This is a genomic window from Flavobacterium sp. K77, assembly GCF_021608205.1.
GTDB classification, from domain to species: Bacteria; Bacteroidota; Bacteroidia; order Flavobacteriales; family Flavobacteriaceae; genus Flavobacterium; species Flavobacterium turcicum.
This window is the reverse complement of the sequence record NZ_JAKIHO010000004.1, coordinates 45,188-61,714: the sequence shown is the minus strand read 5'-3', so window position 1 is coordinate 61,714 and position 16,527 is coordinate 45,188. Positions and strand designations below refer to the sequence as shown.

At 36.4% G+C, this 16,527-nt stretch carries 18 protein-coding genes; 11 read left to right on the top strand and 7 right to left on the bottom strand.

Going from position 1 to position 16,527, the window contains the following annotated elements; translation table 11 throughout:
• Positions 1-77: 77 nt before the first annotated feature.
• On the bottom strand, positions 78-1,643 hold the full coding sequence (locus L1S34_RS09095) for an NAD(P)/FAD-dependent oxidoreductase (RefSeq protein ID WP_236363759.1): 1,566 nt from the start codon (positions 1,641-1,643) through the stop codon (positions 78-80).
• A gap of 195 nt (positions 1,644-1,838) precedes the next feature.
• Here L1S34_RS09095 and L1S34_RS09090 point away from each other — a divergent pair, with 195 nt between their 5' ends.
• Positions 1,839-2,078, top strand: a complete 240-nt coding sequence (locus tag L1S34_RS09090) for a hypothetical protein (protein WP_236363758.1) — start codon at positions 1,839-1,841, stop codon at positions 2,076-2,078.
• Positions 2,079-2,080: 2 nt separating this feature from the next.
• Here L1S34_RS09090 and L1S34_RS09085 read toward each other — a convergent pair whose 3' ends face one another.
• Entirely contained in the window at positions 2,081-2,902 is an 822-nt protein-coding gene (locus tag L1S34_RS09085) for a purine-nucleoside phosphorylase (RefSeq protein WP_236363757.1), read from the bottom strand.
• Positions 2,903-2,961: 59 nt separating this feature from the next.
• Here L1S34_RS09085 and L1S34_RS09080 point away from each other — a divergent pair, with 59 nt between their 5' ends.
• From L1S34_RS09080 to L1S34_RS09055, 6 genes are all read left to right on the top strand, one after another.
• Complete coding sequence (locus L1S34_RS09080) at positions 2,962-3,711, top strand: DUF547 domain-containing protein (protein WP_236363756.1); 750 nt, start codon at positions 2,962-2,964, stop codon at positions 3,709-3,711.
• A gap of 8 nt (positions 3,712-3,719) precedes the next feature.
• Positions 3,720-4,055: an arsenosugar biosynthesis-associated peroxidase-like protein gene (locus L1S34_RS09075; RefSeq protein WP_114753010.1), complete on the top strand. Its 336-nt coding sequence runs from the start codon at positions 3,720-3,722 to the stop codon at positions 4,053-4,055.
• Positions 4,052-5,119, top strand: a complete 1,068-nt coding sequence (gene arsS / locus L1S34_RS09070; RefSeq protein WP_236363755.1) for an arsenosugar biosynthesis radical SAM (seleno)protein ArsS — start codon at positions 4,052-4,054, stop codon at positions 5,117-5,119. Before L1S34_RS09075 ends, arsS begins: the two co-directional genes overlap by 4 nt.
• A 75-nt stretch (positions 5,120-5,194) precedes the next feature.
• A complete protein-coding gene (gene arsM / locus L1S34_RS09065; protein ID WP_236363754.1) occupies positions 5,195-6,166 on the top strand; it encodes an arsenosugar biosynthesis arsenite methyltransferase ArsM in 972 nt (323 codons plus the stop codon).
• A 49-nt stretch (positions 6,167-6,215) separates the two neighbouring features.
• Complete coding sequence (locus L1S34_RS09060; protein ID WP_236363753.1) at positions 6,216-6,809, top strand: TIGR04282 family arsenosugar biosynthesis glycosyltransferase; 594 nt, start codon at positions 6,216-6,218, stop codon at positions 6,807-6,809.
• A 6-nt stretch (positions 6,810-6,815) separates the two neighbouring features.
• A complete protein-coding gene (locus L1S34_RS09055; protein ID WP_236363752.1) occupies positions 6,816-7,769 on the top strand; it encodes a 1-acyl-sn-glycerol-3-phosphate acyltransferase in 954 nt (317 codons plus the stop codon).
• Here L1S34_RS09055 and L1S34_RS09050 read toward each other — a convergent pair whose 3' ends face one another.
• The 4 genes from L1S34_RS09050 to L1S34_RS09035 are packed head-to-tail and all read right to left on the bottom strand — an operon-like array spanning position 7,770 to position 12,523.
• A complete protein-coding gene (locus tag L1S34_RS09050; protein WP_236363751.1) occupies positions 7,770-8,798 on the bottom strand; it encodes a VOC family protein in 1,029 nt (342 codons plus the stop codon).
• A 14-nt stretch (positions 8,799-8,812) separates the two neighbouring features.
• Positions 8,813-9,598: an SDR family NAD(P)-dependent oxidoreductase gene (locus L1S34_RS09045; RefSeq protein WP_236363750.1), complete on the bottom strand. Its 786-nt coding sequence runs from the start codon at positions 9,596-9,598 to the stop codon at positions 8,813-8,815.
• Positions 9,588-10,292 carry a TIGR04283 family arsenosugar biosynthesis glycosyltransferase gene (locus tag L1S34_RS09040; RefSeq protein WP_236363749.1) on the bottom strand — a complete coding sequence of 235 codons (705 nt, stop codon included), beginning with the start codon at positions 10,290-10,292 and terminating at the stop codon, positions 9,588-9,590. The genes L1S34_RS09045 and L1S34_RS09040 overlap by 11 nt, the downstream gene beginning before the upstream one ends.
• A gap of 35 nt (positions 10,293-10,327) precedes the next feature.
• The gene (locus L1S34_RS09035; protein ID WP_236363748.1) at positions 10,328-12,523 is read right to left on the bottom strand and encodes an ATP-dependent DNA helicase RecQ; all 2,196 of its coding nucleotides are present in this window, start codon (positions 12,521-12,523) and stop codon (positions 10,328-10,330) included.
• A gap of 85 nt (positions 12,524-12,608) precedes the next feature.
• Here L1S34_RS09035 and L1S34_RS09030 point away from each other — a divergent pair, with 85 nt between their 5' ends.
• From L1S34_RS09030 to lptB, 4 genes are all read left to right on the top strand, one after another.
• Complete coding sequence (locus tag L1S34_RS09030) at positions 12,609-13,574, top strand: KpsF/GutQ family sugar-phosphate isomerase (RefSeq protein WP_236363747.1); 966 nt, start codon at positions 12,609-12,611, stop codon at positions 13,572-13,574.
• Positions 13,574-14,389, top strand: a complete 816-nt coding sequence (gene tatC, locus L1S34_RS09025) for a twin-arginine translocase subunit TatC (RefSeq protein ID WP_236363746.1) — start codon at positions 13,574-13,576, stop codon at positions 14,387-14,389. The genes L1S34_RS09030 and tatC overlap by 1 nt, the downstream gene beginning before the upstream one ends.
• Positions 14,382-14,735 (top strand): carboxymuconolactone decarboxylase family protein, encoded by a 354-nt coding sequence (locus L1S34_RS09020; protein WP_166136377.1) that lies wholly within the window; start codon positions 14,382-14,384, stop codon positions 14,733-14,735. The genes tatC and L1S34_RS09020 overlap by 8 nt, the downstream gene beginning before the upstream one ends.
• A 108-nt stretch (positions 14,736-14,843) precedes the next feature.
• On the top strand, positions 14,844-15,584 hold the full coding sequence (gene lptB, locus L1S34_RS09015) for an LPS export ABC transporter ATP-binding protein (protein ID WP_166136374.1): 741 nt from the start codon (positions 14,844-14,846) through the stop codon (positions 15,582-15,584).
• A gap of 69 nt (positions 15,585-15,653) precedes the next feature.
• Here lptB and L1S34_RS09010 read toward each other — a convergent pair whose 3' ends face one another.
• A complete protein-coding gene (locus tag L1S34_RS09010; RefSeq protein WP_236363745.1) occupies positions 15,654-16,517 on the bottom strand; it encodes a glycoside hydrolase family 25 protein in 864 nt (287 codons plus the stop codon).
• Between the last annotated feature and the right edge of the window lie 10 nt (positions 16,518-16,527).

The window sequence follows — 16,527 nt, the reverse complement described above, 5'->3', positions numbered from 1 at the left end:
AAACAACGGCATTTAATTTTAAAACTTAAGGGTAGATTAAAAACTTACGAAAGTCGTGATTTCGGTTGAGATAAAAACTATTTGTTTTTTAATACAGTTGCAATCATCTGAGCGCATTTTTCACCATCAATTGCAGCTGAAATAATTCCGCCAGCATAACCTGCACCTTCTCCGCAAGGATACAAACCTTTAATTTGAACATGCTCATAAGTGTACACGTCTCTAGGAATACGAACCGGTGATGAAGTTCGTGATTCTGGTGCGTGAAGAATTGCTTCATAAGTTAAATAACCGCGCATTGATTTTCCAAATTCTTTAAAACCTTCCCTTAAAATCTGCGTTAAGAAACCAGGAAAAACTTGTCCCATTTCTACCGAAGTTGTCCCAGGCACATAGGATGTTTTTGGAATATCGCTTGAAACTTTACTTTGTGTAAAATCAATCATTCGCTGTGCAGGAGCCTTTTGGGTTTCTCCCGCAAGATGCCAAGCTTTTTGCTCAATACTTTTTTGAAATTCCATTCCAGCAAGCGCTCCAAACTTAGCAAATGGTTTAAAATCTGCCAATTGCAACTCAATTACAATTCCAGAATTAGCGGTAGCTTGATCTCTCTTTGAAGGCGACCAACCGTTGGTTACCACCTCTCCAGGACTTGTTGCGCAAGGAGCAATTACGCCTCCCGGACACATGCAAAAAGAGTACATTCCTCTACCTCCTACTTGTTTGACAATGCTGTAAGGCGCTGGTGGCAAGTGTTCGCCTCTATAATCACAACTGTACTGAATGCTATCAATCAAGGTTTGCGGATGCTCTGCACGCACGCCTAAAGCAAAAGGCTTAGCTTCTATAAAAATCTTTTTTCTATCTAATAGTTCAAAAATATCTCGAGCTGAATGACCAGTTGCTAAAATAATTTTTTGAGCTAAAATGGTATCGCCATTTTGGGTTACAATCCCTTCAACCTCATTATTTTTCACCAAAATATCCGTAACACGGGTTTCAAATAAAACCTTACCGCCGCATTCGATAATTTTTTCACGCATGTCTTGGATAATCTGTGGCAACTTATTAGTACCAATATGTGGATGCGCATCGACCAAAATATCAGATGACGCTCCAAAAGCAACAAACAATTCTAAAACTCGAGTTACATCGCCTCGTTTTTTAGAGCGAGTGTATAATTTACCGTCAGAATACGTTCCTGCACCACCTTCACCAAAACAATAATTAGAATCTTCATCGACAATATGGTCTCGATTTATGGCTTTTAAATCTCTACGTCGTCCGCGAACATCCTTGCCTCTTTCAATTACAATTGGCTTTAAACCCAATTCAATCAATTGCAAAGCAGCAAAAAGACCTGCCGGGCCTGCACCAACCACAATAACCTCTTGAGCAGAAGCGACATTGGGATAGTCTGGAAGTTGTACCTTTTGCTCTTGAAAAAGCTCACCTTTTAAAAAAATTGACAATTTAAGGTTTATTTTGATGGCCTTTTGGCGCGCATCAATTGACCTTTTTAAAACTACAACATGATCAATATCTTGAACAGCAACTTTGATTTGTTTTGACAAATGAGTTTTTAACAGCGACTCACTTGCTGCGGTTTCGGGAGAGACTTGTAATAAGAGTTCTTGCGGCATTTTTTTAACGTATTGGATTCTTTAAATTCCTAAATAGTATTTTTCAACACGGAATTAGTGTGCAAAAGTACTATTTTGAACCGACATCTAGTAGCGCTCCAATAAAGGCTTTTGAAAATAAGGAAAGACTCCCTTTTTAAAATAGTCTTTGTACCTTTGGCACTCGAATAATATCAAGCACCAAAACGATACAAAATGGCAAGAAAAATAAAATTAATTTGGGATTTCCGCGGACCGGCAGCAGCCAAAACAGCTGAACACCACGAAATCCATTTAAAAGAATACATTCAAATCGAAAAGCTCCCCTTATCCATTACCGGATTCACGGTACAAGGCGAAATGCAAGCCCTTGCCTTTATGGTTGTAACCGATGAGCACATGATTGCCGTTCGTGATGCACTAAAACCTCATCGTGGTGAATTGTACGAGGGATAAAATTATCCTAAACTGTTAATCACGTCAACAAATAATTGGCTTAATTTTTCATCGGCCTTGCCAGCTATTGCAATAATTTCGGCTATATCAACAGGTTTTAAATTATCTGGATCGCACTCGTCAGTAATTACACTCACGGCAGCGCACGGTAATTTTAACTGATTGGCTACAATTACTTCTGGCGTAGTACTCATTCCTACCATGTCAGCACCAATTCGACCCAAAAAACGGTATTCCGCACGGGTTTCAAGTTGCGGTCCGTAAACAGAAGCATACACTCCCTTTTTTAATTCAAAAGCTGATTTTTCAGCTATTTGTTGAAACATCTTATTCAGAAAGCCATCATAAGGCGCGCTCATATCTGGAAAAATTCCTCCGTATTCAAAACTATTTAAACCAGAAAGCGGGCTACCTCCTTGCAAATTGATGTGATCATCTAGTAAAATTAAATCGCCTTTTTTAAAAGCACTATTTATTCCGCCGGCAGCATTGCTTAATAACAAATGCTTTACTCCCAATCGATGCAATACTCGGATAGGGAAAGTAACTTGCTGCAAAGAATATCCCTCGTAAAGATGGAATCGGCCTTGCATGGCAATTACTTTTTTGTCACCTATTGTTCCTATTACTAATTTGCCTTTGTGAAATTCAACAGTTGAAACTGGAAAGTGAGGAATATCAGCATAATCAATGGTCTGATCAACTACCAGATGGTCTAAAAATTTTCCTAAACCTGTTCCTAAAACCACTGCAATTGATGGACTTGCTATTCCTTTTGAAACTAAAAATTCTGTTGATTCTAAAATCTGTTGTAAATATGTCATATTATAAAACTATTATTGGTAAATCTCGTAAATAATAATAAATTTACGAAAACAATGCTATGAAAAATATAATATTTATCCTTTGTTTTGTTCAAGTCGCATTGGCGCAGCCGAAAAATTATGTGAAAATTTCGCAAGATTTTATTGAAGCTGCTAAATATGGTGACACTACTACTGTTTCTTTAATCGAGGCTATTGCAAAAGCAGATGAAAAAGAATTACTCGCTCAACTGGGTTCAGATGATCTTAAGAAAGCCTTCTTTATCAACCTTTATAATGGGTTTACTAATTATGCTTTAAAAAAAGATCCTGAAAAATACAAAAGTCGCAACTCCTTTTTTAAATCGAAGCAATTTGTAGTTGCTGGAAACAAATTGAGTTTAGACATGATTGAACACGGTTTTTTAAGAAGATCAAGCATTAAATTGAGTTTAGGAAAACTTTCGAAGTTGTTTCCGACCCAATTAGAGAAAAAATACCGTGTAGAAAAGGTGGATTATAGAATTCATTTTAGCCTGAATTGTGGGGCAAAAAGTTGTCCACCAATTTTCTCTTACGATCCCGCTAAAATAAACGAGCAACTTGACATAGCTACTAAAAGTTATTTGAGCAATGACGCGCGCTATGACAAGGATAAAAATACTTTGCACCTACCTATATTAATGAGTTGGTTTCGAGGAGACTTTGGAAACAAAAAAGGCATTTTAAAAATTTGTGAAGATTTAAAAATCATTCCCAAAGGCACAAAACCAAAACTAAAATATAACGATTACGATTGGAGTTTATTTCTAGAAAATTTTAAATACTAAAAACTGAGATGGATAAAAATTATTACAACGCAGATGACCTCAAAAAATTTGGCAACATCGTTGAATTTCAAAAAGAAATGGGCGAAAAATTCTTTGGTTATTACGGAGAAGTTTTTAAAGAAGGTGCTCTTACAGCACGAGAAAAATCATTAATTGCACTTGCAGTTGCCCATGCTGTGCAATGCCCGTATTGCATTGATGCTTACAGCTCTGATGCCTACGAAAAAGGATACAGCGAAAGCCAAATGATGGAAGCCGTACATGTTGCTGCAGCCATTCGTGGGGGAGCTAGTTTGGTTCATGGTGTTCAAATGATGAATAAAGTCAAGAAAATAAGTTTATGAGCGAATTTGTAAAAATTAAATTAAAATCACTTAAAGCTACAGCTAACTCCTTATCAAAAGCAGAGCATCAACTGGCAGTTTTGGAACAAAATCCTACACGATTTACACCATTTCATACCCAACTAAATACAATTGGTTTGCGTCCTCTTCGTCCTACTGCTCTTGAAGTTTTTCAAATCAATTTGGGCAAAATGTGCAATCAAGTTTGTACGCATTGCCATGTCGACGCAGGTCCTGATCGAAAGGAAATCATGACCAAAGAAACAATGGAAACAATCATTGAAGTTCTCAAAGCCAATCCTACTTTTAAAATTGTAGACATGACTGGCGGCGCTCCTGAAATGAATCCACACTTCAGATGGTTTGTTGAAGAAGTAAGTAAACTAGGTATTCAAATGTACGTTCGCTGCAATTTGACTATCATTACTGCCAACAAAAAATACAACGACCTACCTGAGTTTTTCAAAAAACATAAAATTGAAGTCATTTCTTCTTTACCGTTTTATTCGAAAAATAGAACTGACAAACAACGCGGTGATGGTGTTTTTGAAAGTTCTATCAAAGCTTTGCAAATGCTAAACGAGGTGGGCTATGGCAAAGAAGACTCCGAATTAAAATTAAATTTGGTTTACAATCCTGCAGGAGCCTTTTTACCGCCAGATCAAAATGCACTAGAGAAAGAATATAAAACGGCACTTGCTAATGATTTTGGAATTAGTTTTAACAACCTATTTGCCATAACCAATTTGCCTGTAAGTCGCTATCTTGATTATTTGATCACATCCGAAAATTACGAAGATTATATGACCAAATTAATCGATGCCTTTAACCCAACAGCCGCAGAAAATGTAATGTGTAGAAACACAATTTCAATAGGTTGGGACGGCTATATTTACGACTGTGATTTTAATCAAATGTTAGAATTAAAGGTAAGTAACCCAACAACACAACACATCAGTACTTTTAATGCAAGTGCGTTGCAAGATCGCTCTATAATTGTAAACAACCACTGTTACGGTTGTACAGCAGGTTCTGGAAGTAGTTGTGGAGGAGCTGTTGCATAGCGCAACGTTTCTTAAAAGGATTCTTTGAAACGAAATTTAAAACTTAAAATTAATAATAAGAAGAAATACAATCGAATGGAAAATTATTTAGACGCTACCGTCAACCTTTACCGCGATGCCGCCTTAACACCTGACGTAGGATTGTGCTGCACGACTACACCTATTTGGAAATTCCCTGGTTTGGAGATTCCAAAAATTATGCAAGAAATGAATTACGGTTGTGGAAGCACCATCTCTGCACAAGACTTAATTAACAACCCAAAAATTCTTTATGTTGGCGTAGGTGGCGGAATGGAGTTACTACAATTTGCTTATTTTTCTCGCCAAAAAGGTGGTGTAGTTGGTGTAGATGTAGTCGATGAAATGCTAGAAGCTTCTCGTCAGAATTTTATTGTTGCTGAACAAGAAAACGATTGGTTCAAAAGTGAATTTGTCGAACTAAAAAAAGGAGATGCTTTAAACCTACCAATTGAAAATGAAAGTATCGATATTGCTGCACAAAACTGCTTGTTTAATATTTTCAAAACAGATGATTTGAAAAAAGCGCTACAAGAAATGTATCGTGTCCTAAAGCCAGGTGGTCGATTGGTTATGAGTGATCCTACTTGTGAGCAAGAAATGAACGAAACCCTACGTAATGATGACCACTTAAGAGCTTTATGCCTTAGCGGTAGTATTCCGATTAAAGAATACATCAAGATGTTAACTGATGTTGGTTTTGGAACTATCGAAATTAGAGGAAGAAGACCGTACCGAATTTTAGATCCTGCAAATTATGCGACAGATGAACTAATCTTTATTGAAAGTATCGAAGTTTGCGCCATCAAAGACCAAATGCCAAGTGACGGACCGTGCGTATTTACTGGAAAAGCAGCAATTTATTATGGTACAGAGGCTTACTTTGATGATAAAAAAGGCCATACTTTACTAAAAAATCAGCCTCTTGCAGTATGCGATAAAACAGCTCAAGCGCTAGCAGACCTCAACAGAAGTGATATTTACATCAGTGAGTCGACCTTTCATTATAACGGAGGCGGTTGTTGTTAACCCAAACAAGCTGCAGTTCTAACCAACTGCAGCTTTTTAATTTTAAATTATGCAGCAAAAAAATGCAATCATTTTATTTACTAAAAATCCAGAATTAGGCAAAGTAAAAACTCGCTTGGCTAAAACAATTGGGAATGAAAAAGCTTTAGAAATTTATAAAAAACTATTGCACCATACTCAGGCACTTGTTAACCCAGTTTTTGCTGATAAATTTCTATTTTATTCTGATGCCATTGTACAAAAAGATCAATGGCCGGAGACCGAATTTCATAAGAAAGTGCAACATGGTTCGGATTTAGGAGAGCGAATGAATGCCGCTTTTCAAGAAGTTTTTAGCTTGGGTTATACCTCGATTTGTATCATTGGTAGCGATTGCTATGAACTGACCTCCACAATTATTGAAGGCGCTTTTACTCAACTTGAAAAATACGATACTGTGATAGGGCCAACTTTTGACGGTGGTTATTATTTGTTGGGTATGAAAAAACTACATGAATTCGTTTTTTTAAATAAAACTTGGAGTACTGAAACGGTATACTCTGACACGATTACTGATGTGAAAGAAAATAATCTAACTTATTTTGACCTTCCAAAATTAACAGATATCGACGAGGAGAAAGACTTACCGCTTATTTGGAAATAACTGCCTATGTATTATTTTTTAAAACTAGCAGCCTCTGTGGCTTTGCCATTGTACACCAAAAAAGCGATAGCGCGTTTTCACGAGCCTTTTGTAGCAAATCAACCTACCATTTTAGCAAGCAATCATCCAAATTCTTTTTTTGATGCGATCGTGATTGCTGTACACTACCCGCAAACCATTTATTTTTTAGCAAGAGGCGATGCGTTCAAAAAACCATTAGTAGCACAATTTTTAAAAGCCTTGCATTTAATTCCAATTTACCGATTAAGTGAAGGAAAAGATAATTTGAGTAAAAACGATGATACGTTTCAAACTTGTATCAATTTACTCCAACAGAATCAAACGATTTTAATTTTCTCTGAAGGAATTTGCAAAAACGAATGGCAGTTACGTCCGTTAAAAAAAGGGACTGCTCGATTAGCGCTAATGGCAGCTGAAGCAGGATTAACCAATGTACGAATTCAACCTACTGCGATCAATTATTCTTCCTTTAGCAAAAACCCGAAAGAAGTTGAAATACATTTTAATCGAAGCTTTTCGATTGATAAAAAAACACCAGAGAACGAAGCTGTTTTTTTCAATGCTTTCAACCAACAATTAAAAACAGGAATGACCTCTAACTTGTTGGTTAAAAATGACACAAAGGATGTTGCATTATTTCCTAAGCGAGCAATCTTACAAACAAAATTTATAAAATACATTGTTGCGATACCAGCCTTTATAGGTTTTTTGTCTAATTATGGAATTTATTTCACGGTTAAAAAAATAGCCTTGCAAAAAACTAAGAATACTGTTTTTTACGACTCCGTGTTGTTTGGAATGTTATTGCTATTTTACCCCGTTTTGGTATCTATTCTGGCTATTGCTACAGGAATAATTTTTAATTGGAGTGCAGCATTAATACTCTTGATAGGCATGCCCCTAAGCGCTTGGTTTTACAAAACTTATAAAAGTTTGTAATTACTTTACCTTACTTAAAGCTAGCATTTTTATCATCCATCGCGGTAATGGCTTTTCTTGATCTCTTTTGCGAAGATCTAAATACCAACCAATTTTTTTTAGAATAGGAACTTTGTGTGTTTCTACCAATTCAATTAAGGTACCATCTGGATCCTCGATATAACAAAATCTACCCGAGGCATTATCCATCGCAAAGGTATTGTTGCTATCTACTGTAAACTCTAATCCGTGTGTAGCTGCATGATTTTTAAGCGCATCCATAGCAACAACATCAAAACAAAGATGAATAAAACCACAATCACCCCAAAACCTGTTTTCGTAAATTTTAGGTTGTTTATGATCTAAATTTTGCAGCAATTCAACAGTTACATTTCCGAGCAAAGTATTAAATGCTCCCTTACCTGTTGCAGCTTTAGAAAGTCCTACTTTTTTAAAATTATGACCCTTTTCGACACACTGCTCATCATATACAATGTTATCAAGTCCAAGAATTGTTTGGTAAAAAGCAATAGATTTTCCCATATCGCTTACTCCTATAACCGCTCCTACTACACCACCTAAATCAAAATCATTATTTTGGAACCAATCAGTAGAGGGAATAATTTTAAAATGATTTGAATCTGTATCGGCTACATAAAAGTAAGGTTGACCATCAGGCCCTGACGCAATTGCACTCACAACCAGACCTTGTATTGCAGAAAGACGTTGGTGCGATTGTTTTAAATTTCGAGATTTTAAAATAGCCGCATTAATCCCTAATTGACCTAAGACAACTTGAGGACCTTTAGTTGGAGTTCTGTCTTTAAATTGCCAAATTTCTAAACCGCCACCGCCTTGCAAATTCATGGTCAAAATAGCACGGCGGCTATATACGACTCCACCTGTATATTGTGTCATTAAACTTGCCTGGGCTTCGTCATCAAAAATCAAAACATCCATTCCAAAAAGATGTTTATAAGTATGCATGGCTTTTGTCGCTTGACTAACTCCAATTCCTACTTGTTGAATTCCTGATAAATACTGATGCATAGACTGTTTATATATTAATTTTGTAAACCTTTTTTATGAGCAATTTTATAATACAAAGCGGGACAAAACCACCATAGCCACAGCAAAATACGTTCAGCTTTGACAATGACGATTGATTTTTTACCTTTTTGAATACCTTTAATAATTTTTTGGGCGCAAATTTTTACGTTCATTCCCACTTCGTTATTCGCATCGGTTGTGCCGTACTGTTGTCCGTCGCCTTGCAGGGCATTTTTCGAGATCGGAGTATCAATCCTTCCTGGATATACGATAGAATGCAGTACTTTGGTTTCAAGTAATTCGCATTGTACCGTTTCGACATATCCTTTAATGGCGTGTTTAGAGGCTGCATACCCCGATCGCAAAGGAAATCCCATTAATCCAGCTACGCTGCTAATTATAACGCTATGGCCCGAGTTTTTCGCAATAAAATGAGGCAACAAAGATTGATTGATTGCAACTGGAGCAAAATAATTTATGGCCATTAATTTTTCATAAACTGCCATATCAGTTTCGGTAGCTTGAGCACGCTGACTAATACCAGCACTTTGAATCACGTAATCAATATGCCCGAAACAAGCTAAAGCCTCTTCAACCAATCCCGGAATTCCTTTTATGTCTAATAAATTGTAAACTAGTGTTTTTGATTTTTGCAACTGCAGCTGCAATTCACTCAACAAACTTTGATTAGAAGATGTTAAAATCAAAATTGCTCCTAACGCATCTAACTGCAAAGCAAGCTCCTTTCCTATCCCTGAAGATGCGCCTGTAATCCAGACTACTTTGTCTTTAAAATGCATTTTTACGATAGTTTAAAAGATTTTTGTACGTGGTCACCATATCAGTTTGATAGGCTCCTTTTTTATACATGCGTACAATTTTTAAATTAGCCAATTGCACAGTCAACCATGTATTATCAGTATATTTTCGCGCAGAGACAGTAGTTGATTTAGGAATTAATTTGAATTTTCCTTGTTCCCAAATTCGCGCAATGAAGTCATAGTCCTCCATGATAAACATTTCTTCTTTGTAAGAACCGACACTTTCCCAAAGTGCTTTGGTTACAAAAATCCCCTGATCACCACCTCTAAAAAATAAATAGTTGAAGCGTGTAAAAAAGGCATTGACTTTTAAAAGAAAACTATCGGAATCAAATTTAGTGCGGAAACTTCCACAATTATACCCTTTAGCAAAGGCTTTTTGTAGTGATAGATAACAATCTGCAGGAGGTAAACTATCGGCATGCAAGAAAAAATACACGTCTCCTGATGCCTTTTGCACGCCAAAATTCATTTGCCCAGCGCGTCCTTTTACAGGAGAAACAACGGCTAAAGCACCTAATTTTTGAGCAATTTGTACCGTATCATCCGTGCTACCACCATCAGAAATGATGATTTCACATTTCGAAGGCGGTATAATTTTTTGCAAATGCAAGATTGTATTTTTTATTATAAGCGCTTCATTATAAGTTGGAATAATTATGCTGATGACCATACATTTGGGGTAGAGGAAAATTCTTGAATTGGTTATTAATTGGCAACCTCGCTAATAAATTTGATTCGCATCAGTCGCAATTCATCTAAATCGTAATCACCATCAAATTCTTTCAAAGCTTTTTCGATACTATCTGTTTCTGATTCCATGAAATACTCATGAATTTCTTCTTGCTGATCATCATCGAGCATTTCGTCAATCCAATATTTGATATTAAGTTTGGTTCCGGAGTACACAATTTGTTCCATTTCTTTAATCAAAGCATCCATATTCAAACCTTTTGCCGAAGCAATATCGTCCAGAGATAGTTTTCTGTCAATATTTTGAATGATGTACAGCTTGTTGGCAGAATTAACTCCAGTAGACTTAACAACTAAATCTTCTGGACGAACAATATCATTATCCTCGACATAGCGACTAATTAGAGACAAAAATTCATTACCATATTTCTTGGCTTTACCTTCTCCAACACCATGAATATTTATTAATTCTGCTGCTGAAATTGGATATTTTAATGCCATATCTTCCAGCGAAGGATCTTGAAAAACCACAAATGGAGGAACGCCAATTTTCTTGGCTACTTTTTTACGCAAATCGCGCAACATACCCATCAAAACCTCATCAGCAACACCTGTTGATTTGGCTGCCGTAACAATAGCTTCATCTACTGATTCATTGTATTCATGATCTTCTGACATGAAGAACGATTCCGGATTAGCTATAAAATCAGCTCCTTTTGGAGTGAGTTTTATAATTCCGTAAGTCTCAATATCTTTTGACAAATAACCCGAGACCAATACTTGGCGCAACAAAGCCATCCAATATTTTTCATCATGAGCTGTTCCACATCCAAAAAAGGATTGTGAATCAGTACGATGCGCTTTGATTACCGCATTGACACGTCCAATTAGTGTGAAGACAATTTCTTTTGATTTGTATAAGTGTTTGGTGTCACGCACTACTTCTAGCAATTGCACCACTTCTTTTTGTGCTTCTACTTTCACTTTTGGGTTGCGAACGTTATCATCCATATCGGCACCTTCTCCGGTAGCTGAGTCAAATTCTTCACCAAAATAATGCAGGATGAATTTTCGTCGAGACATCGAGGTTTCAGCATAAGCCACTACTTCTTGTAATAATGCAAATCCTATTTCTTGTTCGGCAACAGGTTTGCCAGACATAAATTTTTCTAATTTCTCAACATCTTTGTACGAGTAATAGGCTAAACAATGTCCTTCGCCACCATCTCGACCTGCTCTACCCGTTTCTTGGTAATAACTTTCAAGTGATTTAGGAATATCGTGATGAATTACAAAACGTACATCTGGCTTGTCAATACCCATACCAAAGGCAATTGTAGCAACTACTACCTCAACATCTTCCATCAGAAACATATCTTGATGCTTGGCTCTAGTTTTAGCATCTAAACCAGCGTGGTAAGGCACCGCCGAAATTCCGTTTACTTGTAAAACTTCTGCAATAGCTTCCACTTTTTTGCGGCTCAAACAGTAAATAATTCCTGATTTGCCTTTATTTTGTTTGATAAATCGAATGATGTCCGATTCAATATTTTTTGTTTTCGTGCGTACTTCGTAGTACAAATTAGGTCTATTAAACGATGCCTTGAATGTGGTAGCATCAGACATATCTAAGTTTTTCAAGATATCTTCCTGCACCTTTGGGGTTGCCGTTGCAGTAAGACCAATAATTGGTACATCACCCAATTGTTTGATAATGTGTTTCAAATTACGGTATTCTGGTCTAAAATCATGACCCCATTCTGAAATACAATGCGCCTCATCTATGGCAACGAAAGAAATAGTGACATTTTTAAGAAAAGTAACATATTCTTCTTTCGTTAAGGATTCTGGGGCCACATAAAGCAACTTCGTCAAACCTGAAGTGATATCGGCTTTCACCTGTGTGATTTCAGTTTTGGTCAACGAGGAGTTTAAAACATGGGCTATTCCATTTTCTGAAGATAAGCTACGAATAGCATCTACCTGATTTTTCATCAAGGCGATAAGAGGCGAAACTACGATTGCAGTTCCCTCTTGAATCAAAGCGGGTAATTGATAACAAAGTGACTTTCCTCCACCTGTAGGCATAATCACAAACGTATTTTTTTGGTTTAAAATACTTTTTATGACCTGTTCCTGCAATCCCTTAAATTGGCTAAAGCCAAAATACTTCTTTAATTCTTTGTGTATGTCAATTTCGTTTGAATTCATTCTTTATTACGCGGTATTTTGTATAAATTTGCAATACCTAAAGGTACAAATTTCTTTTACACATACAAATTTTAATCATTCTGTTTTGATCACTAAAGAAAATATACTGGCTAGTGCCAAAAAAACCATCCTTTCCGAAAGCCAATCAATTGCCAAACTTACTGACTATCTGGACGAAAATTTCATTTCAGCCGTCACTACCATTTATCAATCTAAGGGGCGATTGGTTGTTACTGGTATTGGAAAGAGCGCGATAATTGCTCAAAAAATGGTAGCCTCGTTCAACTCAACGGGAACACCATCGCTGTTTTTACACGCTTCAGAGGCCATTCACGGTGACTTAGGGATGATCCAAAACGAAGATATCATTATCTGTATTTCTAAAAGCGGCAACAGTCCTGAGATTAAAGTTTTGGTTCCGTTATTGAAGCGATTTGGAAACACCTTAATTGCCATCACCGGAAACATGACTTCGTTTTTAGCAAAAGGTTCCGACTATGTTTTAAACACAACAGTTGATACTGAAGCATGTCCTAATAATTTGGCTCCAACCAATAGTACTACTGCACAATTGGTAATGGGCGATGCTTTAGCTGTTTGCCTAATGGAAATGCGCGGTTTCAAAGCCGAAGATTTTGCCGTTTACCATCCGGGTGGAGCTTTGGGTAAAAAGTTACTCATGCGCGTACAAGACTTGTTAGAGCATAGTTTAAAACCAATGGTAACTCCAGACGCTCCGATTAAAAAAGTAATTTTCGAAATTTCAGAAAAAAGACTTGGCGTAACAGCTGTAGTTGAAAACGAACAAGTAATTGGAATTATTACTGATGGTGACATCCGTAGAATGCTAAACGAAACCGATACCTTTGCCGCGCTTACCGCAAAAGATATCATGACCAAAAACCCAAAAGTCACTAGCTCAGCAAATCGCCTTGAGGACGCACTTAATCTTATGGAGGATTTTTCGATTACGCAGCTAATTGTAGTCGATGAAGGAAAGTACAAAGGAGTATTGCATTTGCATGACATATTAAAAGAAGGAATCGTATAATGGCAAAAAAGAATTTAAACGAAATGTCGTTTTTAGATCATCTTGAAGAATTAAGATGGTTGTTAGTCCGCAGTACCATTGCTATTTTAGTTTTGGCTACCATCACTTTTTTTATCAGTGATTATATTTTTGACGATGTTATTTTTGGCCCTACAAAACCTAGCTTTGTAACCTATCGCTTTTTCTGTGATTTGTCCAATCAATTGGGTTTTGCTGAAACTATTTGCGTTACCGAGATGCCATTTATCATCCAAAACACCAATATGGAAGGCCAAATTAATGTTTTGATTTGGACGTGTATCACGGCAGGATTTATTCTTGGTTTCCCTTTTATTTTGTGGGAATTATGGAAATTTATTAGCCCTGCTTTGTATGACTCTGAAAAAAAGCACGCCAAGCTTTTCATTTTTTCCTCGTCCCTCTTATTTTTCTTGGGCGTATTGTTTGGCTATTTTGTAATCGTTCCAATGTCAGTGAATTTCTTTGCCACTTTTACAATAAGTGACGTTGTAAAAAATCAATTCAGTATTGACTCCTACATCAGTTTAATCAAAACTAGTGTCATCGCATGTGGGTTATTCTTTGAATTACCAATAATTATATATTTCTTAACCAAACTTGGTTTAGTAACACCCGTATTTTTACGAAAATATTGGAAATACGCTGTAATTATAATCTTAATTGTAGCAGCAATTGTAACTCCGCCAGATGTGGTTAGTCAAATAATTGTTACCATTCCGATGCTAATCATCTATGAAGCAAGTATCTTAATATCAAAAATAGTAGTAAAAAATCAACAAAAAATCAATGGCTGATATCATTCAAGAATTCAACGACTACCGTTCTAAAATGAACGAAAAATTATTGGCAGACAATAATAAAATTGTAAAACGTATTTTTAATTTAGACACAAACGCTTATGCCGAGGGTGCTTTAGATGTAAAAACAAAAGAGCTCCTTGGATTAGTAGCATCAGCTGTTTTACGTTGTGATGACTGTGTAAAATACCACTTAGAAACAAGCCATAAAGAAGGCGTAACCAAAGAGGAAATGATGGAAGCTATGGGAATTGCAACCCTAGTTGGCGGTACTATTGTGGTGCCACACTTGCGTCGTGCGTACGAATTTTGGGAAGCGCTAGAAGAAAACGCAACCAAATAAATTGTTAAAGGAGGCTTTAGTTTTTAGTTTTAGTTGTTCATTTGAACTCAGAAACTAAAAACTATAGTTTCTAAAACCACTATATCATTAAAATAAAAACAAGAAGTAATGCAATTAAGAGCCGAGAATTTGATCAAAACCTATAAAGGTCGTAGTGTTGTAAAAGGCATTTCGGTAGAGGTAAACCAAGGCGAAATCGTGGGTTTATTGGGGCCAAATGGTGCTGGTAAAACTACCTCTTTTTACATGATTGTTGGTTTGGTTAAACCCAATTCTGGTAACATTTTTTTGGATGATTTGAATATTACTGATTATCCAATGTACAAAAGAGCGCAGCAAGGAATTGGTTACTTAGCGCAAGAAGCTTCTGTTTTTAGAAAATTAAGTATCGAGGATAACATTTTGAGCGTGCTGCAATTGACCAACTTAACAAAAGCTGAACAAGTAGCCAAAATGGAAAGTTTGATTGCCGAATTCAGCTTAGAACACATTCGTACCAATCGTGGTGATTTGTTGTCGGGTGGAGAACGCCGTCGTACCGAGATTGCGCGTTGCTTAGCTACCGACCCAAAGTTTATTTTATTAGATGAACCTTTTGCGGGAGTTGACCCTGTTGCGGTGGAAGACATTCAGCGAATTGTGGCGCAACTTAAAAATAAAAACATCGGTATTTTGATCACCGACCATAACGTGCAAGAGACCTTAGCCATTACCGACAAAACCTATTTAATGTTTGAAGGTGGTATTTTAAAAGCGGGAATACCAGAAGAATTAGTAGAAGATGAAATGGTTCGAAGAGTATACTTAGGTCAAAACTTTGAATTGCGTAAAAAGAAAATTGAGTTCTAATTGAGAACTCTTTTTTTTTTGCCAAAGCATTTCCGTTCTCAAAAACAATAAGAAAAAATTATCAACCAACTATTCTATGGTAATAAAACGCAATTGTTGCAGATCGCCATTGTAAATATTTACGTCTACATTTTCATCAATTCCTGGCACCGTTGCTTTTTCAGTAAACTGCCAAAACAACCAATCAGAATCAATCGACTCACGGTAAAAATTATAATTGGCAATCCAAAAAAGGTAGTCACTAAATTCGTCTTTCAAAAAATCATCATAATACCGTTCTCCTGAATAGATGATGGGACGAACACCATAATGTTTTTCAACTGCCTCCAACCATCGTCGCAAACCAATTTTTAAATTTGCGATTGATTGATTTTTAGGCAATTTTTCAATATCTAAAACAGGTGGCAAATCGCCTTTTTGTAAACGTACTGTTTCAATAAAAAGCTTGGCTTGTTCTAAAGAATTTTCGTTAGGACGGTAATAATGATAAGCACCTCTGATCATTTTATTTTTTTTGGCACCAAGCCAGTTTTGTTCAAATTTGCGATCTTTTCGATCTCTCCCAACAGTTGCTCTGATAAATACAAAGTCAATAGGATATTTTTGTTCTAAAGTATCTACGTAAGACCAACTAACTGCACCTTGGTATTCAGAAACATCAATCCCAATGCTTTTACCTTCATGTTTTGCAAGTACTTGTATATTTCTAACGTCTGAAAGTTTTTTAGATAATGCGCTTTCAGTGTTTGATTTATCACTTTTAAAACTAAAATAATAAGCTAATCCATTACAGTAATGATACGCCAGAGCTAGCAGTAAACAAACAACTAAAAAACCGATTAGATATTTTGAAAACAAAAAGCGACGCCAATTGCTGTTTTTTTTAGGTTTTCGTACAGTACGCGTTTTTCTAACTATTTTTTGTCTGGCCATTTCGACAAAT